This is a genomic window from Microbulbifer mixtoriginis (SeqCode), from assembly GCF_052467945.1.
Map to the genome: position 1 here is coordinate 3,193,696 of NZ_CP174328.1, position 21,272 is coordinate 3,214,967.

Genomic DNA, 21,272 nt, shown 5'->3' on the forward strand with positions numbered 1-21,272 from the left:
TAAGTAATGAAGGGTTGCCAGCGGGGTCAGTGAAAACTAGGATACAACTTCAAGTCTGCTTGAGGTCAATACAGATGAGTGGTCAACAGGATATAGATATTCGCGAAGTCGCGAAGCGCAGTGGGCTTCCCTCCTCTACCCTTAGATATTATGAGGAGAAGGGTCTGATCCAATCTATCAGTAGACGAGGTATTGCCAGAGTCTTCCATATCAGTGTGCTAGAGCAGCTCTCTCTAATAGCTCTGGCACGCTATGCGGGCTTCTCTCTCGATGAGATCGCTAGTATGTTTACATACAACGGAAAACCCAATATCGATCGGGAGCAATTGCTCGAAAAGGCCGATGCAGTGGATAAGAATATCCGCCGCTTGGAAGCCATGCGCGATGGTTTGAGGCATGTGGCAAATTGCCCAGAGGACAATCAGCTGGAGTGTTCAAACTTCCAAAACCTTGTGAAAAGAGCAATGAAATTACAGCAAGAGCCTATTGATGACTCTACCGAAACGACTCAGAACAAGCTAAGTCACAGCCAATAATCTGTTGTTCTCTTAAAGATGCCACCCCACTAACCTGTTGAGAAGCTTGTAAACGGTTAAAGATTTGATAGAGAGCTAAATGAATCACTACATATTGTGATACCTATAAATGCACCTTCCAAAGAAATCAATACTGGCAGCCCAAGATCTTATTGAGGATGCCGCCAGTTCTGAAAACAAGAAAAGCAATCTACAAATAAAACGATTAATGACCGGTACATTTAAAAAAGTCATGAAGGTATCAATTCACAGCCACCCATTTTGTACTTTACCAACCAGATACTTCCCTTGAGAGCTGTACTATCGTTGTGATAAGGAAAACAACAGCTTGCTATTATGAAGGTACTGATTGTCGGTGCGGGACCAACTGGTCTTACTCTTGCCGTGGAATTAGCACGCCGGAATATATTTGCCAGGATTATAGATAAACGTGATAGTGCCTCTACTCTGAGTAGGGCCGTTGGTATTACCTCTAAAAGTTTAGAGCTACTATCACACTCAGGTGTATCTAAAAGGCTGATTGAAGAGGGGGTGCCCATTCAAAATGCTTGTATCTATCAAGATAACCACCTTGCTTTGACCTTGCCGCTGCATTCAAGTACCTCTTATTTTCCTACCATATTGGGGTTACCCCAAGACCGCACCGAAACAATCTTAGCGGAGTCTCTGGCCTCCATGGGTGTGGAAGTCGAGTATAAACTCGCACTCAATGAGCTTCATGAGGAAGCGCAATCCGTTATAGCTCAATTATCCAGTGGAGAGGAGAGTAGCTTCGATCTGATTATCGGCGCAGATGGTGTTCGCAGCGCAGTTCGACAAGGTGCCAATATCCCCTATCCCGGATTTGATTTAAACGAAGACTGGTCAATCGCCGATGTGGAACTGGATGATTGGCCTCATCCACAAATGTTCACCCTCACGCAGACCAAGCCGGGAATAGTGGCAGTGTCAGTCCCCATCGGTAAAAATCGCTATCGCTTTGTTGGTAACTGCGAGAAGGTTTTGGAAGTCTTTCCGCTGCCGCTAAGAATTCACAAGGTGAGGCGGGAAGGGGTCTTCAAGATATCTATCCGTCAGGCACAGAGCTACTCCAAGGGCAGAATACATCTAGCCGGTGATGCTGCACATTGTCACTCCCCAGTTGGCGGACGAGGTATGAATTTGGGTATCGCCGATGCAGCCGAGCTAGCTAAATGTATTGCAGAAGGCCAGCTAGATGGTTATTCGGCGCTACGCCATCGGGAAGATAAGAAGGTTATAGATATCACAGAGCGAGGAAGAAAAATTGTCACGTCACAATCATTTCTCACCAGGCTCGAATTTTCTGCCTTATTAGCCGCGGCCAATCATCTACCATTTGTTCAAAGAAGGCTCAGTAGGTTTGTGGTTGAGTTTTAAGGAGAGCAATAATCCCGCGCGGCCCTCTTTACTAGGCCACACTAAACTCTGTCATCATGCCAGAGTCCTCGTGCTCCAGAACATGGCAATGCACCATGTAGGGCATATCCGGCATCGCCTCCAGAGGAAAACGTACATAGATTTCTGCACTACCGGCATTGGATATAGGCACCGTATCCTTCCAGCCACGCATATAGGCCGGCGGCGTAGCATCGTTAAATTTAACCAGCCGAAACTGGCAACCGTGAATATGGACCGGGTGTAGCATAGTGTCTTTACCCTCAGAAATTCGCCAGTGCAAGTCTGTATTAATGGGGGCCTTGAACCCAGGTTCAGTGAATGAAAATGAAACACCATTAACCGCATTAGCGGTCAATTGTGCTTTCAAAGGCAACGCCGGCGCCTCAGTGATGAGTTTGAGCACCCTGGCTACCACAGCAGGGTCCGTTTTTCCCGAGGCTACCATTTTTTCCAGTCCTGTCGCATCAATAAGCTTGTCCGCGATCTGCCAGCGGTTCATCTGCATTACCAACTTCTGGCTGATCGGCGGCAGCTTAACCGGTATTTCAGGCATTGATACCAGCCGCTCAGGCAAAGAGCCCCGCCCCTCCTCATTAGTGGGCACCACACTGAGAAACACTACAGGCCCATCGAATGGGGGCAACCGCATCACCTGCTGGGACACTGGTAGAGTTATAAAATCAAAGGGCTGGCCATTGCGAGCGTCCACCATTACCTCGTAACGCTCCCCGGCAGCTATGGGTAATTCTTTAACCTCTACGGGTTCCGGTAAAAATCCACCGTCTGTGGCAATCACATAGATGGGCCGCTGATCACTAGTGGAGAGTCGGTAGTTACGAGCGTTTGATCCGTCCAGAATCCTGAAGCGCACCCATCCTCTTGGGGGATTAACCACCGGATTGATCACGCCATTAGTGAGTAGGTGGTCACCACAATAACCGGCGGCAACAGTAATTTCATTAAAGCGATGAAAGAAACTGCCATCTTTATTGAAGCGTCGATCCTGGATAATCACAGGAATATCATCCACGCCCCAACGCTTAGGTAGAGGCAGCGCATCACTATTCTCATCATCGATAATAATAAGCCCTGCCAATCCCTTGAGTACGAGCTCGGCAGTAGTGGGATAGAGGTGGGGATGGAACCAAAGTGTCGCCGCCTGCTGGATAATAGGCAATTTTGCAGTCCAAGTCTGACCTGGCTTGATGGGCATATAGGGACCACCATCGGCATGACCCGGCACAATCAGGCCATGCCAGTGTGCCGTTACATTTTGAGTCAGCAGGTTATGTACATTAGCAATCACCGTTTCACCTTTGCGTAAGCGCAAAGCCGGCCCCAAAAAGGGCCCATTAAATCCATAGGTTGGCGTTGTTACTCCTTTCAGGAAAGTCTGCTTGGCTGGCTTAGCCACTAGATCAATTTTGCCCGATGAGTCAGCTCTCAATTCAGGGGGAATTGGCAGCAAGGGCCTTGTAGAAGAGTCTGCGGGGCCAGTAGATTGGGCCTTCGTATGGGCTCCAGTCAATAGAGAAGCCGCCAAGGTACCTAAACAGAAGTCCCGACGCGATAAACGAGACACGAATAACACCTCCTTGTAACCCCGGCATTAGCAGTTAGATCTTTTATAGTGCTGCTTGAACAGTTTGTTTACAGTAACCGCATCAAGCCTTAAGGCAGCATAGACCTTAAAAAACAACCAGTGAAATGGAAAATGAAATCGAAGCGCCAGATACTAAAGAAGCAAATGCAAAATCCAAAATTAACACTACGAAAAAACTATTGATGTAGGCAATATATTTTCATCTCTAGCGGGTAAAGAAACCACATAACTAAAAGGATTATACGGAATCCAATTTACTGGATATCCTGTAGTTTCCCACAAGCAAAGATATCTAGCCCCTTAGATAAAAACGGCTCTATATTGATGTAGAAAAACATAAAATATGAGAAATTTTTCTCGTATGCGAATCTCTTAAATTATCGATACTGGCAGGGAAAATTCCTGTGCAATCTTAAATAAATGATCAGAGCTTTCACTTTGATGCAGGTGGCACTCCCAAAAATGGCACACAAGAAAACAATAAAAATGGTTTGGCCGCCAACCTGTCATTTATCACAGTTTCTCAATCTACCAATTACCCAAATTAAAAAATCGATGTCAATGAAGGACCTTCGTGAAAACGGATGCCAACACCATACTTTCTTCTCATATAATTAGTACTTATCTCTTATGGCGTGAAATCTGGCCTACTCTGATACTTTATGAGAAGTTTTACCCACATGCACGAAGGGGACTCAAAGTGAATAATCTGGCCTCACAATATCTGATTACTCAATAAATGGTTGAGTGCAATTAGCCCTTCAACACAAAGCCTCTATCTTTTTTGGCTTTTTACAACCTGTTAAGTAAGGTCATAGGTTTCCAAAAGCCGACCTCCGGTACTGACGATTTCCTTATATTTAAGTAGTAAAGGAGACACTAATGCCCCCGTATATCAATTTTATTCCTGGGGTGCTTATTTTTCTCAGCGCCACGACTCTTGCGGTAGACAACTCTATTCCACGGAACCAATTAGCCTCGATAAACAGCCTTAACAGCAATCAATTATCACTGGAAATCAACAACTCTATCGAGGAAATTCAGTCAGGTCATAACAATAAGACCATTATTGAACAAAAACCTGAAACTATTGATAGCAGTATTCAAACCACCCAAACTGGCCAGAGAAACCAAGCCACTATTTACCAGATTGGCAGCATCTCATCGTCTATTACAACCCAACAGCTTGGTAACGCCAACATAGTATCTGCCAGCCAGAATAATAGCCTCGATAACAAAATATCCATATTACAGATAGGCAACCAAAACTCATCTAATGCCACTCAAAATGCAGGAGAAAACAATAGAGTCACAAACATTCAAGAAGGGGATGACAATATATTTATTTCCAATCAAGAATCCAGCACTTCCAGCAATATAGAAGCTACTCAATATGGGAATAAACATCAAATTGCTATAAAGGAAAATGAAACCAGTTTCTCCAACACCATATCGTCCCTTCAATATAACAAAGAAAACTTTGCCTCTATTTATTTGGTTGATGTTAACAATAGCAATATTGACCTGCTCCAGGATGGCAGTAAGAATTTCATTGAGATATCTCAATCTTTGTCTACCGAAAGCAGATTAGAAGTCCAGCAGTATGATAAATTTAACCTCGCGCTGATTAGCCAGGAAAAAAGCTTTTTTAGCAATATTACGATGTTACAAAGGGGCGAAGCCAACCAGGCCTCAGTTATGCAGTCTGGGACATACAATACCATTGAGCTGTACCAGGGGGGGAAAGATAACGATGCCCTCCTAAAGCAGGATTCCAATCAAAGTACAATGGAGATCCAGCAATCCAAATCGGGTAATCAGATCACCGCTAACCAACTCATTACAGAGCTAAGCACACTACAATCTAACCAATTTGGCTCAGACAATATATTCACAGTGAATCAGAGTGGTCTCTTCATCAATATCTCTAGCGAACAGCTTGGTGCTAAAAATATTAGTGAAATTGAACAAGCTGGAGAATACCTTAGTATTATCACACACCAGACAGGCTCTGAAAATTTTGCAAATATTATCCAGATAGGGGAAGATCTGAGCATATCTGCTAGTCAAGTTGGTGACCGAAATAACCTCTCTATTATCCAAAAAGGAACTTCAAATTATATTAAAAGCAAACAAATCGGCAATGAAAACAGACAGGATATCGTGCAAACCAGCCAAAATAATTACATCATGGTTATTCAGACTGGCCAAAATAATAGTAGTGTGATATGGCAATAACTTATAGATAAACTCAACCTCTAATACTGCGAAATACGTTAAATAACTCATCAATAAAAGCAGTATTATGTATCAACTAAAAATATAAGATTATTATTTAAGTGAACTTTTAGAATCAAATATTTCCAGATTATCATCATAAGCAAAACACGTTTACCTACCAGAAATTCCAGTGGACCAAAGAAAATCGCCCCTTCACTGATAAAGCATTCATGCGAAATACTTCATAATCAGTAAGGATTTTAGCACCTTGCCAATTTCTACTTCCTCCTTAAAGAAGCGCCTTAAAAGTCCTTGATTTAGATAATATGTAAAATTGGTAATGGATAGCCTGAATAGCAGGCCTAGAGCGAGCCAAAGCAGAGGGTAACCGAATGAACTTTTTAAGAGGTTACAAGACAATCTACCTGCAGGATAAGAGAATTCCAGTTATCACTTGGAACCAATCGATGTTAACCAACCAGAGCTAAGTCTCTTCATCTTTTGATGTATCCGCTCACTATTAATAGTAATGCTAGTTCTTCACGGAGTTCTGATTATTTATTCTGGAAAACATTTAGATAGGAAACGAATGGTAAACTAACACTTCTGGACAAACTGCTATATGAATTTTTAGACTGGTTAAAATGGTGCCGATAATTTTTACCGGCACCGCCACTCTACTAACTAAAACTTTTCGTAAGTAAAGACTTTTAAATCTACATCGTTAATTACATCCAAGTCACCCTGGATATCGATGGTTAAGGTTTCACACTTCTCGCCCGAAATTGAGGCGTTATCTATAGTTAAGACCACCTCACTACGAAAATCTGAAATAGGTACATTGGTGAAAACATTTTTATTATCCCTGTCAGCTCCGATTGCAGTTTTACTACCATCTTTAGCAACACAGTTTGCGGTGATCCTAACATCATAAACAAAATCGAAAATCCTGGGATGATTTCTAGTGTAGCAATTATCCCTTCCGTATGTATAACGACAAATAACATCAGGGTTAAGCCGACCTAAACCTGAAACAATTGCGGTAATATCAAAGGTAATTTCCTGCCCCTCATCACCTAGGATATCAATGTCGGCAACTCGCTGAGTATCTGAACTATGAGAGTAATCTGTGACACTATGCTTAACTCCGCTAATAAAAACCATTTCAGCAAACGATTGACTCACGAATAGTAAAGCCAGTGCGGGTAGCATATACTTCAAAAACTTCATTTTTCATCCTTAAAAAAATATATACGAGCAGGCAGTATAAATACTCTGTTGTTAACTAACAAGAAATCACCAACCTCACTCAGAAAAACTGTTAAGATTCCCTAGCCACAAGAATCCCTGCACCGCAGTCATTTTAAGAGGTGGAAAATATACGTCGAGCTGTGATAGCGGCTAACATGCTTCTGAGAATGCACCAGGGTACCATTTACCAACAAGCAAATTGAGTAATGGCTGATCTGGCATATAGACTTCATATATGAATCTCAAAAAAAATTTTCAAGATGCCGATAATATTGACAAGTTCTCTGTCTATTACGAGAGTGCTTGCTAGATCTCTCATATATTTTGTTTACTCTTGCGATAAAGTATAGGGTTTTTTGAGCATCGCAGGAGACACTTAAGATATCTAATCAAATTATTTAATGGGATTTTAGGAGTTTTTTTTTTTGGGGGGGGGGGAGGCAGATTTATACAACCCAAGAAATTATACTTTTTATCCAAAACTCATTACTTCAATCTACTGACTCCTCTATAAAGGCAAGCCTTAAGATCTGTATCAGACAGCCCACCCACCCCAATTTGTCAGTTCGATATTTATATCCACTGTGATTTACACTCAAATTTTGGCTTGACTGAAATACAGTTTCATAAAAAGCAAAATCATCAGGTTAGATTCGCCTCTGGAATTAATGGGCATCCTTACTCACTAGCATTAAGCCTCAATCTACCCCCAGCGCTTTAAAAACTGCATCGACCGGATCTGCATAGAAGTTAGTTTGGAACTTGGTAAACAGTTCTGCGGGAATTGTGGGGATATCTGCGGCGCTGGTAATCGGTAGTGCAACACGCTTACCACCTCCATCAAAAGCGACTTGCAGACTCTCCGCGATACTTTCGGCAGGAGTAACGCTCCCCCCCAAACTCATATCCCCTAGCACAACTAATTGGGCCTGAGCGGGTTTACCCATAATGCCGGATGCGAATGCCACCAAGCTCGGCAACGCCAGGGAAGCCAGTGGGCCGTTATTCTGGAGTTCAACGACATGTAGATGAAAGTCGTACTCCAGTACCTTAGCCGAGGCGGAGATCCGGGAGGCATTGGCCTTGAAGTAGTTGAAGGCGATTTTAACCTGCTCTTTCGCCGTATTGGAGTTCCACAGCCCGGAGGTCGCCAGCTTGCCAGTGCCCTTGGTAACCTGTAACTCCAAGCGATAGAGTCCCGGAACACCCTTATTACTAATGCCAATGGTATGGATAAAGCCCGGTTTCCCAGGACCCTCGGCAATCAAAGCGCCGCCGCCCTGCTCTTTTACGGAGACAAAGTGCTCTTCCAGGGATTCAGCATCGATATAGCTAAAGTGCACATCATAGAACTCCATTCCACCGATTTTCTTTAGCTGCTCTTTCACTCGCCGACGCACCTGCAAGGCGTACTCCAGGCACTGGCGAACGGCTTCTTTATCGAACTGGCCATGAGGATATAACAGCTTAAGCAGGCCCGAGACGGTTTTGCGCACAGCAATAGTGTCCCGCTGGTTTAGGTTACTGCCGAGTTTGAAGTACTTATCGATAGCGTCGGCAAAGCTGCGTTTACGCATTTCGCGAAAGAACTCCGCCAGGTAATCGACAATTAAACCGTTGCGGTTGGTGAAAAACTCCGGGCGCATTTTGGGAATTTCCCAACCTGGAATATAGGCATGAAAGCGATCGAAGAAGGCGGAGTCGATCATCGGCTCTGGAAAGGGCGCCAATAGATGGCTCGTTTTGACCAGGGACTCGACAGACTGGTTGATATTGCCCACGAAGACCATGGAAGCAGAGGCCTCCATCTGTTCACGACCACGGGCAAATGAACCCGAGGCCATGTAGTCTTTCATAATCTGGACACCATCTTTATCTTTGAAATTAATGCCGGCTACTTCGTCGAATGCGACTAAGTCCCATAAACCCACCAAGCCAATGCGGCGCGAGCTCATGTTGTAAAACAAATTGGCAACGGTTGTTTGCCCCCCGGACACCAAAATACTGTTTGGCGAGCACTCTTTATAAATATGGCTCTTACCGGTACCCCGGGGCCCGAGTTCACACACGTTGTAGTTGTTCTCTACAAACGGGATCATCCGCGCTAGCAGGTGCCACTGCACCGAATCATCCAGGTTAGAGGGCTCCATGCCGATAGAGCGAATTAATGTTTCTCGCCAATCCTGCACACTCAGAGCCTGCCGGCCCACGTACAACTCATCCATATGCATATGCGGCATCTGGATGGGTTTGAGCACCGTTACTCCAAATGGTGAACCTTTTTGCCCCTCCTCGTGGTAGTAGCTCAGGGTAGCAATCACCCAGATTCCACCAACGAGGAGTTTTTCGTTATCCTTAACGATACCGGCAGAAATCTCCGCATCCTTGATCCCCAGATTACTAAAGGTCGCCTCATAGACATCTTTGCGCTCGTTCAAGCGCACACTGACACGGTCAATAACTTTGTAACTTCCGCGCTCACGTACCAGGGATTTCACCTTCTCGGCTTCATCCGGGCGTACATAATTTTCAGCCAATACGGTTTTGACGTTATTTAGACCCTTTTCAATCACATCCGGGTCATCCGAGGCGCAGTACATACCCAGTAGATATTCCAGCACGTATACGGGAACGTTGGCACCCTCTTTGATCAGCTTGGTTAAATCTTTGCGTACCACACGGCCGGCAAAGTGTTCATTCAAAAGCTGGTCAAGATCCCTGTTAACTTCACTGTTCATTGCGTCTTCTATTTATTAATCGCTTTGCAAGCAGCCCGTTGATACGGCAGCTCAGAAAAAATCATCGGTGATCGCAAGGTCAATCACTACCCGGTAGCGCGCAATCTCTGTGCCTAAATCCTTATCTCGCAGCAGCAGGAAATACTCCTTTTTGCGCTCAAAGTCAGTACCTGAGAGAGATAGGCGAACTTTCTTTATAAGATGTGAAACCTCAGTGGAAGTGCTGTCAAATGTCACGGTCTCTTCACTAGATACCAAAACCTCACCCTCATAAATACCCACGGCGATGGTTACTGGCAACACCTGCTCACTGACCTGCTCTGTCTGCATCAGGTCAAACGATTGAATGTTGTTCACCATTTTCAAGCTGGGTTTGGGCGAGATCACAGATACTTTGCGTTTGGTGCGGCGCTCTGCTTTATCGCCGCGCAATTGCTGCACCGTGAGTACTGGCACCACAATTTCCTGGGGCATAGCACCGCCGTGTACAAAGCGGGCACCACCGACAAAGTGAAAACGGTTTACGCCCTTTGGTATCCAGAAATGGGTATCCGACTGGGTACCCGCTGTATTTCGACTGGAGCCACACCAGGCCGCGCCGGTGGTCGGCATATTGTGGCCAATAACGTAGCGTTTCTTGCTCTTTAGTGTGTTATTCGGCTTATCAACCAAGGATGTCCGATCAGCGGCTTCCAATTGACTGTGTTGAAATAAAAAACCATGGTCCGCTGTAATGAGTACCGTACTCGTATTGAGCGCCATCATGATCTTGCGAGTAAGTTCTGTCAGCTCCTCAATGGCGTGCTCCACCGCATTGAAAGTCTCCGACTCGGTAGAGGCGCTATCACCTCGGGCATCGACCACATTGTGGTATACATAGACCAGCTGTTGGTTCTTTAATGCCTCGCGGCCTTCGTCTCGGGTCCACCGTTGTACCGTCTCCGCCTGCACCGCCATACCGCTGTAAGCGCTGAGAATCTTGTTGCGGGCCTCGGTGCCCTTGCTGGATTTGCCATCCACAAAGACATCGTCACCGCTGTCCTCGCGGTATTCCAAAGTTTGATGGGGCAACAGGGAGGCCATTCCCAGCGTGGTATAGCTCGGCAATACGCCCAACTGGCTGGCTAGCGTCGCTTCGCTATAGCGTTTTTTATTGATGCGCTCCCGCAACTCCACAGCGGCCTCGTACCTAAAGGCATCGCTGATGATAACCACCAAACGGCGCTTGGGTGCTTTATCAAACTGGCTGCGCACCCAGTGCTGATAAAAGTTGTGTTGATTGGGCACGCCTGAAATCTGCCAGTGTGCCAACCTATCCTCAGCTTCTATCAACTCTCCCCAGTTCCGCGCCAATTGGCCCATAAACCAGTTGGCATAACACTGCTCTATTTCGGTATCCAACGGTTTGAGAAGCTCCACCTGCGCATTGTGAGAGGCCGTCCAGTAGTGGCGGTAGGCGCTGTCGAAGCGGTATAGCTCAGATTCATAGGCCTTATAGAGCGCCTCTGCTGAAGAGAAATGGAAACCGCTGTGATGCTCGTAGCGCAACTCAAACAGCTCAATAGCCGCAGTCAAGGCTGTGTATACCCTGCGGAACTTGCGCCGCAAGGGGTCATCTTTATGGCGCGAAGCCCAGTAGCCATCGAGCCGCTCCAAGATCACCCGCTGGAAGTGCTTCAAATCCGCAGGCTGCGCCTCTGGAATATGCTCAGCCAGGTCGGCAATGATTCTCAACTCGGCTTGTCGGAAAGTAGCTACATTGACCAGCGTATCCATGGGTAGATTCTGGATACGCTGTTCTATATTGAGCGCGGTCGCAACCCAATCCGCAATAACATCGTAAGCCGCGTAGTAGCGGGAACTGTCTCTCCAGCGGGACAGCAAAGTGCGCGCAGTGGCGCGGGCGTCGGCACTGGAAATCACTAAAGAGCGCGCCCAGTCAGGCACCTCTGAGATACTTTCGCAGAAACCGGTGGCCAGTAACCGCAGCAGACACTGGCCAAGTTTGAACGGCTCCTCACCCTTCAGTTCTTCTGGGGTGGCCGGGTATCCCACTTCCGCCTGCAAAGCCTCTACCAGTGACGGCACCAGGGCGTACTTCTCCAGCGCGTCCATCGAAGCGGGATTTTCTTCCAAGCCGGGCTGTTTATCGGTGAGCTCAGCGCCCAAGGTAAACAGAATAGAGGCGATATCGGCACTCTCGGCAGCAATCACCACCGCAATCATGGCAAGATCCAGTGCCGCTTCATCCATATCCGGCGATACAAACCGTTTTAGCCCCGCCAGACGCTCTTTGCTGCTAAGAAACTTTTCGCGCTTGGCCAGGTGTGGACGCAGGGATTGCCGATGCAGCCCCAGATCGTTAAAGAGGATGGAGATTCGATCGGCATGGAAACACCGGGCATAGAGCTTAATATCCAGCAACCAATCGTCTTGTCCGGCGGGCTCTGTATAAGGGAAATACAGCAGATATTTCCCGGCACTATCCTCAAGCTCCAGGCGCAATTTAACCGCGAGTGAAGACTCGGCCGACATATTGAGTGTTGTTACCTCTGCTAGAGAGATATCGGCTAGCACCTCAGCAAAACTTTGCTCAGGATCGTACCAAAATACGATGCGGTGGTTTTCCTGGAAAAAAGCCTGCTCTAAGCCTTGCTGTAACTGCTGTATATTCATGCAGCCTCCGGTTTTTTCCCGGTAATCGCTTTAACCTCTGCCAATAAATCGCCGAACTTGCTGTAGTTCACTTTTACCCCATCATCCAAATCCAGTGGAATTCGCTGATCCGCGAAGTGGCGCAGCTTCTCGTCGAACTGGGCTAGCTCCGCCTGTTGTTTGTGCAGCTTGGCGATTTCTTTTTCCAGGCGCTTGGTTTCCGCCGCTGAGCTGCTGGCCGCCTTATCCTGCTCCAGTTTTTGCTCGTAGGTACTCATTTTTGCGGTTAAAGGAATCACATATTCCGTACGCATACGCGCCAGTGTGCCTTCGTTATAGCGATGTAGATAGACCAGGCATTCAAAGGCCTTTTGCTTGCCAGAGCTGAACAACCAATAAATGGGGCGCTTTTTATAGGTTTGCAGGTGATCTTTGAAAAATTTAGCGCTGATATAGCGGCGCAGGGTATCGCGGCTGGACTCGTTCTTTTTGGGCGAGAGGTTGTCGGCCAAAAAGACCAGGTTTTGCTCCAGCTGTGCCGCATCCCACGCTTTGCCGATAAATTCGATCACGCGATTGCAGGCGTCGTCTGCAAACCACTCGATCTCCGTCAGCGGGATAATGCCGTCTTCGTCGGCGGGAAAGCGGGTGTAGTAACCCTCTGCTAAAAGCGCATCGAAGCCCTCGTTACCGCTATGGGCATAAATCAGGCCGGGCCGATCTAATGAATAGCGCCCCATTATGCAGCCGATGGCGTAGGAGACCAGTTCCTGCATAGTGTCTTGGCGGAAGCGGGTCCACTGTTCCTCGGCCGTCAGCTTGCCGCCGTAGCGATAGGCGGGATTTACCGTAAGGGTAATCTGCTCGATAGGGACGTCAGGGGTGAGCTCGTCGGCCAGGCCGTAGGCGTCGATAAAGAGGCGATTATTCTCCTCCTATAAGCACTGCATTTCGGCGATGGTGGCGCGGTTTTGGGTGATCCAGGCGGTGTAGCTGGATTCCAGAGTTGGCGTGGTATCGGAAGAGGCCGTTAGAAGGGGGAGGGATTGGAAATCCCAGGAGCGTTCATAGGCGTCCCAATCCGACTGAGCCATCTGACGACATCTCTCAGCAATGTCATTCGTCTGCGAAGGCCATTCCTTTGGTATCGGCAGGTTAGAAACCGAGCCCACCGAAAAATTGAGGGTTGGGTTCAAAAATCGCATGAATACAGTTGCGGGCTTGCTACACAGCATAGCCAGCTGATGTGATCGCTCAGCATCCGTAGAGAAGAGAGACGGTCCTTTGCCATCAAAGATGGCGCCGGGTCCCCGCTCTCTGACTCCGAAAAAAGAGGAGCTGATATAGGTCCACGTAACCGCCGGCCGAAAGAAACAATCTTCGTTGCGAATATTGGCGCGCGTAGTACCGCCCGCAGTCTTTACCGACTTGATAGTGTGGCCGCTATTTTCCCAGTTAACGATATGAGAGAGATTGCCAAACCACTTTCGAAAATCACCGCCCTTCTCATAGGGAAACCACTTCTTGGTTCTTGATGAGTCAGAATTCTCACACTCACCACCGAAGCCAATTGCCGACATTGAGATTTCCTGCCATTGCCGAACGAATAGGTCATTATTCGCGGTATTCATTCCTTCGCAGACTTTTGCTGACATCGACAACAATCCTGCACCTTCGAAGCAATCGATAACAGCCTTACTAGCCCAATAGGCCGCAGGACTACCGGGGATTTTCTTGAATTGAGCGTTCGCAACAGTGAAACGTGGGTTGTGATAAAAGCGTCGTTCTAGCTCCTGATTGCTGGAAACACTACCTTGCTTCTCGAAAAGACGGAGGAAACGACCACGAACTCCATGAGGAGAAGACACCTGTAGAACGAATGAGCAACTCCCAAAGTCTGACCCCCAAACCCCCCTTCCGTTATGAACGAGGCTTGAAATAGGTGCGTCGCGGAAAACCACATCCCGTAATGACTCAAATGAAGAGAGGAACATCCAGTTTGGAATGGTGATCATTCCGATATGACCGAATTCCTTCGACAACCGTATATTTCGAAGTGTGAATGCGGCATAGAGGTCGGCCTTTCCTGCTTTGAAGGATGTATTCACCAAATTCTTCAGTTTCGCACAGAAGAACTTACTTCCCATATACGGCGGATTCGCCACCACCGCATCGTACTGCGCCGCCAGCAACTCGGCCTGCTTCACAAGCGGCCCCAAGCGCTTGAGCGCCTCCGCCACAAACAGGTCCTGGCTGGCCGCTTCGCTCAGCTGCTTTAGCGCCGGCAGCTTTACAGCCAGCTCCTCGGGTACCTGAATCAACGACCCAAACGTTGTCGCGTGCTCAAACAGGCGCTTTAGCTCGATAAGATCGCCAACCTCCAGCCCACAGTCCGCGAGCGCCATTTGCACTTCGGGGTTTTGCGCCAGCCCCTTTACATCGAAGCTTGCGCTGTCTTGCAGTGCCATCACATTGAGCTTTATACCGCGCTCAAACAGCCGCCTGTCATCGGCGCGGCCCTTCATCATCAGTGCAAAACCCGTCAGCTGCGCGGCGCGCTCGTCGATATCGAGGCCGAACAGGTTTTTCTCAAGAATCAGCTGCGGTAGATCCCGCTGCCGATAACCGCGCTCTAAATAGATGGCCTTAAACAACTCATAGGCCTCCACCAGAATATGCCCGGAGCCACTGGCCGGGTCGATCAGGGTCAGCGCTTCGGGGTTGAGGCTATCCGGTGTCATGGCGGCGAGCTGCGCGTTGACTTCATCGGTCTGCTCGGCGGGTTCGATGTAGTACGCCATCTGCGCCTTGAGGGGTGACTCGGGATAGGTCGCCAGCCACTGCGCCCCGAGAGAGTTCTGCACCATGTACTTCACAATCCAGTTGGGTGTGAATAGCTGGGTGGCCGCCGGAATATCTTCTGACTTAACCACCTTGCCGATCACCTGATCTTTCTTATCGGAGATATAGAACTGGTACAACCAGCCGATAATCTCGATATCCTGCCAGTCCTGTTCCGGAATCCCGGCGATTAAATCGCGAATGAGTGAATCGGTTTTAGTGAGGTTTTGCGGCAGCAGCAGTTCGGTGGCATCGTCGAGCGCCTCGAACAAAAATGGCATGGCGCTGTGCAGGGCGTGACACTGGGCCAGTAACAGCTCACGGTACAGCGCCTCATCTTTGCTGCCATCCAATTTCAGCTCGACTACGGTTTCCCTATCCAGCCCTGGCAATTCAACATCCAGACAGTCATCCAAAATCTGGAAACCTTGCGGGTCGCTGGGGTGTGAGAGTACGCGGCGGCCATGATCGAGATAGCCTTTGAGCTCCATAAAACGGATAGCACAGAGACGGTTAAACCAACTGTAGGCGGCCTGATCCATGATGGCGTGGAAGCCTTGCGCTTCCACCTGCTGCTGAAGGGCATTGCGGGCACGGGCAATACTTTTCGGAAACGGGCGCTCGCCAATCAGTACAAGGTCCCCCTTTTGCACCATCGGCTCAATACACTCAGCGGTGATGCCATAACGGGCCGCCTGGCGAGTGACGGCATCGATAAAATCAATACGGGCTTTGGGCGCGTAGCGGGCGATATTATTGGTATTCATTGCAATATCAATTCCTGGGCACTCAAGCACAGCGAGCGCTTTACTATTTATATTCAGTGGGTTGCTGAGAGAACGGCGAGCTGTTCCAGGCGTTGGAACAGGAGCTCCTCACGCTCGGTGGAGCCCTCGGCCTGGCTCTGAATGGCATAGGGGAGATCGCTATGCTCTAGCAGCTTGGCCACTTCTGTGACGATGTAGTGCCTGACGCCTTTTTCCGCAGCCTCTACCTCTGCCTGAAGCTCCTCACGGCCGTCAATGAGATTGAGGATATCCTCAATATCTCGACTGGACATGGGGTCACTGTTGCCCCGCCCTTTATAGGCCTCCAGTTTGGTGGCGATAAAATAAACGGGATTGATAAGGTTAATGTCCAGCTCATCGCTGAGGGCGTAAGTGGTGGCGGTTTCCACGGCATCGCGGTACCAGCGATTGCCAAAGCCGAGGATTGTTTCATCGTCGGGCATAAAATCAACGCGCAGATCACCCAGCCGCATTGCGCATACCGGGAAGTCTTCGTCAGAGGCAGCGCTGTACTGCTTAAATCCCTGCCCCCGCAATTGCTCTTGTAAGTGATGAAAACCCACGTAGCCCATCACGTGGACGATAAGGTCCACGTCATCGGTATGGCGCACTTGTTCCTGCGTGTAAGCATCGGTGAGCAGCAGCCCGGTTGTGCAGCCGCCCACGAACGTCATTTGCCGGCGCAGCTCAGGACCCAGCGCCCGCGCGACCAATTTCAACATGTCGATATGCCGATTAAACGCGCTCATTCGGGAAGCTCCAGATGCTGCTTTAATAGTTTGGCGGCTAGATTGCGCTCACGGGGCTGGCCTATGCGTATGGCATCTACCAACGCCAGTAAGGCATACATCTCCGGGTCTCTCTTTACCGCTTGGGGAGCGCTTTTAAATAAGGGAGCGACTTCCATACCTTTGGTATTGCCTTGGGCATCCGCCCAAACCGGCTGAAATTCGCCCGCACTCATCAGCTTTTCCTGCAAAACCGGAGCGGCAAAGGCCGTGGCAATACCGCGAGTGATTCGCCCGGGCCTTGCCGGGAAGACATAGCGAAGGCCGTACAGGATAAATTCGTACAGTGCTTTGGTATTCGCTCTGGGCACGCCGAGCTTGCGATCTTTAATGGCCAGGCCAACCTCGATACAGCGATTCAGGGACAGGCTGACCTGGCTTTTGCTAATACCGGTCTCCGCCGCCAGGCCCCGTGCCGAATAGTCAAAAGCCGACAGAGCACCCAGCGGTGCAAGTACATCGCCACCAGCCGGCGGATCTTCTGGCTCCCAGCCTTGCCAGTCGTCAGGCCAGGCCTTCCTCGCTCGGTCACTGCCTCGCTGCGCCTCGCGCTTCTGCAAAGAGACCAGTTTGAGCAGCAAACCAATATCTTGACTTTTCATATCTCCCCACTCTCGCTTGTCCCAAGTCCCGGGACTTGGGACAAGATTGATCTTATACTTTTAAGAAAGCAAGCGCTATGGGGGGGGAATTTGCAGTGCCGAGCGTCATTATTTGGCTTCTTAGCGCAATCGGATGCGCTTTTTGCCCTCAATCGCGGTTTCCAGTTCCTCTCTCAGGGCGGTGAGGAATCGATCGATATCCTCCCGGGACTCCAGATAGGCACCGCTGTGGACTTTGCCCAGTACACTACTCGCATTAATCACGACGGCCGGTTTAAGCCCGGCTGCTGCAGCAGATGCCGGAACAGGCTGAACGCCACCGGACTGGGAAGCCGGCTCTTTTATCTTGCCGCCGGCGGCCGGGGCACTTTTCTTAGCCGCTTCCTTAGCACCTTCTTTAGCAGCTTCCTTGGCAATCGTGTCTTGTTCGAGGCGCGCTTTAGCCGCCAGCTGCCGCTCTAGCTCGTAAAGACTGTCCTCCAAACGCTCTTCAGCGGTTTGCTGTTGCAACATATAGATCTGGGCAATACCGGTCTCGGCCTCTATATCCTTTTTGACCTGTTGCAAGGGATGCAGCAGCGAGTTACTGAGTTCCGGGGTTCCAATACCGCTTTTCGCGATTTCAGCCAGAAGCTGCTGGACTTTAAGCTCAACACGTTCACAGGCGTGTCCACGGCGCTCTTGTAACAGCGCTTTATTGACCTGATCCAACGTCTCTACCAACTCGGCAACTTTGTTCAGTTGGCCGTAGGGAGATTTGGCCTTATTAATATGCTCCAGTTCGGCCAGTGCTTTGGCCGCAGCAGTATTCTTTTCCAGCTCTACACGGTTTTTACCGAAGTGCTGCAGGGCATTTTGGAGCTGCTGCCAGGTGTGTAACTGCTTGGTAAAGAAGTCATGGATATCCCGGTAGTCTTCCTCCAAGTCCAAGTAATCATTTTTCTTGTCTACCAGTGCTTTGAAAAAGTCAAAGCTCTCCCGGTTGGCCAGCAATCGCTCGAGGGTAAGCAGGCAATCTTCTATCTGCGCGGCGCCTGGAAAATGACCGACATCGGTCTTGCTTTTGTAGCTCTTCAGATGAGCGAGCCACTCATTGAAGTGCGTGCGGTAAAAATCAAACAGCTCTTTTTCTGCGTCTGGGCCGAGGGCGTTGAACAAATCCCGGGTTAAGTCGCGCGCCTTTTTAAGCACGGTATTATCGGTCTGCCGCTTTTTCTGTACCGATATCTCACGGCGGCGACGGCTGTTGTTAAGATCTTCGAAGATCTCCTTAACCGGCAGCGATGGACCACCGGCATGGAAGGAGATACGCCCTGCAACAGCGAGACGCCCAAGAATAAGAAGAATTTCACCATCGGGCCAACCGTAGGGCCGAGAGGAAAAACGCTGGATAATATCGCTGACAAGCAGCCGATCTCTCTCGGCGCGCAGAGCAATAAACTGCTCCACTTCCTTGACCGCCTGGGGATTGCCCTCTTCACCATCCAGGGCGAGCTTCATTTGACCCAGGTCATCGATGGTCAATACCGCCTTTAATTCCCGTAAAGGCTCCTTTTGCAGGACTTTAAGCTGCGAAAGCTTGTTATAAGTATTTTCCAGCAAGTACTTGCAGGCTTCATCATAACGGCTAGCAAGGCTATTAGTGGGCAGTTTGAGACGCTGGCCCAGAGCATAGCTCTCTGCGCGCAAAAGTAGATCCTCTAATGCTATGCGCAAGCGCTTGCGACGGTCCTGATTTTCGCGGCCCCGATCGGCAAGGATACGAGTAATATCGGCATTGCTGCCATCGTCATTCAGGCGAATGAATTTATCGGTTTTCAGCCAGGTGCGCAGTTCGGTAAAGAACCGCTTGTCATCGGCTAGTTTCCACAGGGCCAACCCACTGCCTTCGGTAGATTTGTTGATGCAGCCTGCCTCGTTGTATTGAGCGTAATCGAGGTCCTGCGGAGAGACGATTTCAAGTCGCAGATCAGCTTCGTAGCGGCCATCCAGGGTGTGGCCGTCCAAGTAGCGGCCAATACTGTAATCGGTTTTATTTAATGGATAGCGGTATTTATTTTTGTCTTTAAACAGGTCCTTGAAAATCAGCTCGGAGAGCGCTTTATTTTCATCGCTACTCGCAATTTCAACCGCTTTGATCTTACGGGTAATATCTCGCTCTTCATTGGTGAGGAACAGGAACTCATCACCGTTACGAGTAATTAGGCTTTCTTTTTCCAGCCGTTGAAGCGTTTCTTCAATGCGTTTGCGCAGTGCAAGCTTGTCTTCATCGATCTTTTCAATGGATAGCGTGACCAGGTTATCCAAAGTGCCTTTGACTAACTCTACATAGCGGATCATGAACAAAGTGCGCAGTATCTGCACATCAAATACATCTAGAGAGGCGTTCTGGTTGGCTTGATCAATAGTTCGTTTTACGGCGGTATCGAGAAAGCCCTCTACAGCGCGATAAAAACTGTGCATAGGTATCAGTGCACCAACCCCCTGGTCAGAGATACTCTGTGCGGCCATTTGAAATGCGTCGAGCATAGAGCGCTCGCCGTAGGCGAGGTGCGCACCCGTAGCGCCCACCTTGCGAATTTCTTCAAAGACCTTTTGGACCAGCTGGAAATGATAGGGGGCGAACGGATAGTTAACGACAAAACTTTCGGCACCATCGAAATTGCGCAGAGTGGGGCCAGTGCGATCGAAGGTGATTTGGTTACGTAAAATATCGCCGCTCTTTTCCCAAGCATTGCGCAGTTCACTTTCCGCTTTGGGAGTCTTACGCAACAGTCGCTTTTGAATCACCTCGTCCGTATTTGAGCTGGACAGGGATAGGCGGGTTTTGAAACGGCCTGCAATCTTGGAGAAGTCGTTTGCCTTACTGGCGGTGAGTTCACCGATTACCGCCTCCATATCCGCCTGGGAGGTCACAATGATCCAGGCTCGACCACCACAGATGGTGCCCAGGTTCTCGGTAATGGTCTGCAAGGTGAGCATCAGCCTGGTATTGGAACCGATAAACTGGCCTACCTCATCCACCATAAAGACTATGCGCTGTTCTGGCCCCTTTCCGTCCAGGTACTCTTTGACCCAGCGGCAGAAGTTTTCCACAGAAACAGAGAATGTCTCTTCCGATGCTTCAAACCACTTATTGGCGGCCTCGGGGGAGAGGTTCAAGGCAGTTGCAATAGCCTTTTCTATATCGTCTTGATAAAACTGGTAGCCGTCGCGCTCTCTTTCCCAAGTCGAGCCTGTGCTATCTGCAAATGCATCTTTAAAGCGTTGGTAGGCGCCCTTCTGCGCCAGGTGGCGTTCCATATGCGCGATATGCGGGTGGTCGCCGCTGAACCCCTGATGCTCATTAAATACGCGCAGAAATACATTCAGAATCGGATTGCCGGCGTCATTGGAACTGGCCTTGCTGTCGATATTGAACAGGATGACATCTGCAGGGTGGGTAACGGCCTTATCCAAGTCTGCGCGGATCATGGCATCGCGCAGCTTTTGCTCATCAAAAAATTCCACCGCCTGACGCCTATTGCCGTTGGCACCCTGAGCTTCAATATTGGCCAGCAGGTAAGACAAGGTTTTCAAGAAATGCGATTTACCAGAGCCGAAAAAGCCGGAGATCCATACTCCCACTCGGTTTGCGATAGATGGGTCGTACAGGTCTGTGCTATAGCTTTCAAAAAAAGCGCGGAAGTGACGTTCCAGCTCATTGGTGACGACGTACTCATCCAGCTCCTGCCAAATCGTGGCATCGTCGGCTTGATCAGCCTTAACTACGCCATTGATGGATCTATCCAGGGATTTGGAAAACAGGTCTTTAATGATCATCACAAGAAT

At 48.9% G+C, this 21,272-nt stretch carries 12 protein-coding genes; 3 read left to right on the plus strand and 9 right to left on the minus strand.

Going from position 1 to position 21,272, the window contains the following annotated elements:
* Positions 1-74 precede the first annotated feature (74 nt).
* Both ACJJIJ_RS14025 and ACJJIJ_RS14030 read left to right on the plus strand, forming a co-directional pair.
* Complete coding sequence (locus ACJJIJ_RS14025; RefSeq protein ID WP_444910403.1) at positions 75-536, plus strand: helix-turn-helix domain-containing protein; 462 nt, start codon at positions 75-77, stop codon at positions 534-536.
* Between the two features lie 336 nt (positions 537-872).
* Positions 873-1,934, plus strand: a complete 1,062-nt coding sequence (locus ACJJIJ_RS14030; protein WP_444937663.1) for an FAD-dependent oxidoreductase — start codon at positions 873-875, stop codon at positions 1,932-1,934.
* A gap of 31 nt (positions 1,935-1,965) precedes the next feature.
* Here the strand turns inward: ACJJIJ_RS14030 and cueO are convergent, their stop codons facing one another.
* Positions 1,966-3,537 (minus strand): multicopper oxidase CueO, encoded by a 1,572-nt coding sequence (gene cueO / locus ACJJIJ_RS14035; protein ID WP_444937664.1) that lies wholly within the window; start codon positions 3,535-3,537, stop codon positions 1,966-1,968.
* Positions 3,538-4,440: 903 nt separating this feature from the next.
* Between cueO and ACJJIJ_RS14040 the strand changes: the two genes are divergently transcribed.
* Positions 4,441-5,796 (plus strand): hypothetical protein, encoded by a 1,356-nt coding sequence (locus tag ACJJIJ_RS14040; RefSeq protein WP_444937665.1) that lies wholly within the window; start codon positions 4,441-4,443, stop codon positions 5,794-5,796.
* A gap of 666 nt (positions 5,797-6,462) precedes the next feature.
* On the opposite strand, the gene ACJJIJ_RS14045 is transcribed toward ACJJIJ_RS14040, so the two are convergent.
* From ACJJIJ_RS14045 to brxC, 8 genes are all read right to left on the minus strand, one after another.
* Positions 6,463-7,008, minus strand: coding sequence for a hypothetical protein (locus ACJJIJ_RS14045; protein ID WP_444937666.1), 546 nt, complete (start codon positions 7,006-7,008; stop codon positions 6,463-6,465).
* Between the two features lie 719 nt (positions 7,009-7,727).
* Entirely contained in the window at positions 7,728-9,767 is a 2,040-nt protein-coding gene (brxL, locus tag ACJJIJ_RS14050; protein ID WP_444937667.1) for a protease Lon-related BREX system protein BrxL, read from the minus strand.
* A 51-nt stretch (positions 9,768-9,818) separates the two neighbouring features.
* A complete protein-coding gene (pglZ, locus tag ACJJIJ_RS14055) occupies positions 9,819-12,443 on the minus strand; it encodes a BREX-1 system phosphatase PglZ type A (RefSeq protein ID WP_444937668.1) in 2,625 nt (874 codons plus the stop codon).
* A complete protein-coding gene (locus tag ACJJIJ_RS14060; protein ID WP_444937669.1) occupies positions 12,440-13,198 on the minus strand; it encodes a hypothetical protein in 759 nt (252 codons plus the stop codon). The genes pglZ and ACJJIJ_RS14060 overlap by 4 nt, the downstream gene beginning before the upstream one ends.
* 159 nt (positions 13,199-13,357) lie before the next feature.
* The gene (gene pglX / locus ACJJIJ_RS14065) at positions 13,358-16,030 is read right to left on the minus strand and encodes a BREX-1 system adenine-specific DNA-methyltransferase PglX (RefSeq protein ID WP_444937670.1); all 2,673 of its coding nucleotides are present in this window, start codon (positions 16,028-16,030) and stop codon (positions 13,358-13,360) included.
* Positions 16,031-16,083: 53 nt separating this feature from the next.
* Positions 16,084-16,800 (minus strand): hypothetical protein, encoded by a 717-nt coding sequence (locus ACJJIJ_RS14070; protein ID WP_444937671.1) that lies wholly within the window; start codon positions 16,798-16,800, stop codon positions 16,084-16,086.
* Complete coding sequence (locus ACJJIJ_RS14075; RefSeq protein ID WP_444937672.1) at positions 16,797-17,441, minus strand: hypothetical protein; 645 nt, start codon at positions 17,439-17,441, stop codon at positions 16,797-16,799. Before ACJJIJ_RS14075 ends, ACJJIJ_RS14070 begins: the two co-directional genes overlap by 4 nt.
* 120 nt (positions 17,442-17,561) lie before the next feature.
* Positions 17,562-21,263, minus strand: a complete 3,702-nt coding sequence (brxC, locus tag ACJJIJ_RS14080; protein WP_444937673.1) for a BREX system P-loop protein BrxC — start codon at positions 21,261-21,263, stop codon at positions 17,562-17,564.
* Between the last annotated feature and the right edge of the window lie 9 nt (positions 21,264-21,272).

What these genes read in the sequence shown, in the direction of transcription:
- ACJJIJ_RS14025 (WP_444910403.1), top strand. Translation starts at nt 75, where the DNA reads ATGAGTGGTCAACAGGATATAGATATTCGCGAAGTCGCGAAGCGCAGT.
- ACJJIJ_RS14030 (WP_444937663.1), top strand. Translation starts at nt 873, where the DNA reads ATGAAGGTACTGATTGTCGGTGCGGGACCAACTGGTCTTACTCTTGCC.
- ACJJIJ_RS14040 (WP_444937665.1), top strand. Translation starts at nt 4,441, where the DNA reads ATGCCCCCGTATATCAATTTTATTCCTGGGGTGCTTATTTTTCTCAGC.
- ACJJIJ_RS14045 (WP_444937666.1), bottom strand. Translation starts at nt 7,008, where the DNA reads ATGAAGTTTTTGAAGTATATGCTACCCGCACTGGCTTTACTATTCGTG.
- brxL (WP_444937667.1), bottom strand. Translation starts at nt 9,767, where the DNA reads ATGAACAGTGAAGTTAACAGGGATCTTGACCAGCTTTTGAATGAACAC.
- pglZ (WP_444937668.1), bottom strand. Translation starts at nt 12,443, where the DNA reads ATGAATATACAGCAGTTACAGCAAGGCTTAGAGCAGGCTTTTTTCCAG.
- ACJJIJ_RS14060 (WP_444937669.1), bottom strand. Translation starts at nt 13,198, where the DNA reads ATGCAGGAACTGGTCTCCTACGCCATCGGCTGCATAATGGGGCGCTAT.
- pglX (WP_444937670.1), bottom strand. Translation starts at nt 16,030, where the DNA reads ATGAATACCAATAATATCGCCCGCTACGCGCCCAAAGCCCGTATTGAT.
- ACJJIJ_RS14070 (WP_444937671.1), bottom strand. Translation starts at nt 16,800, where the DNA reads ATGAGCGCGTTTAATCGGCATATCGACATGTTGAAATTGGTCGCGCGG.
- ACJJIJ_RS14075 (WP_444937672.1), bottom strand. Translation starts at nt 17,441, where the DNA reads ATGAAAAGTCAAGATATTGGTTTGCTGCTCAAACTGGTCTCTTTGCAG.
- brxC (WP_444937673.1), bottom strand. Translation starts at nt 21,263, where the DNA reads ATGATCATTAAAGACCTGTTTTCCAAATCCCTGGATAGATCCATCAAT.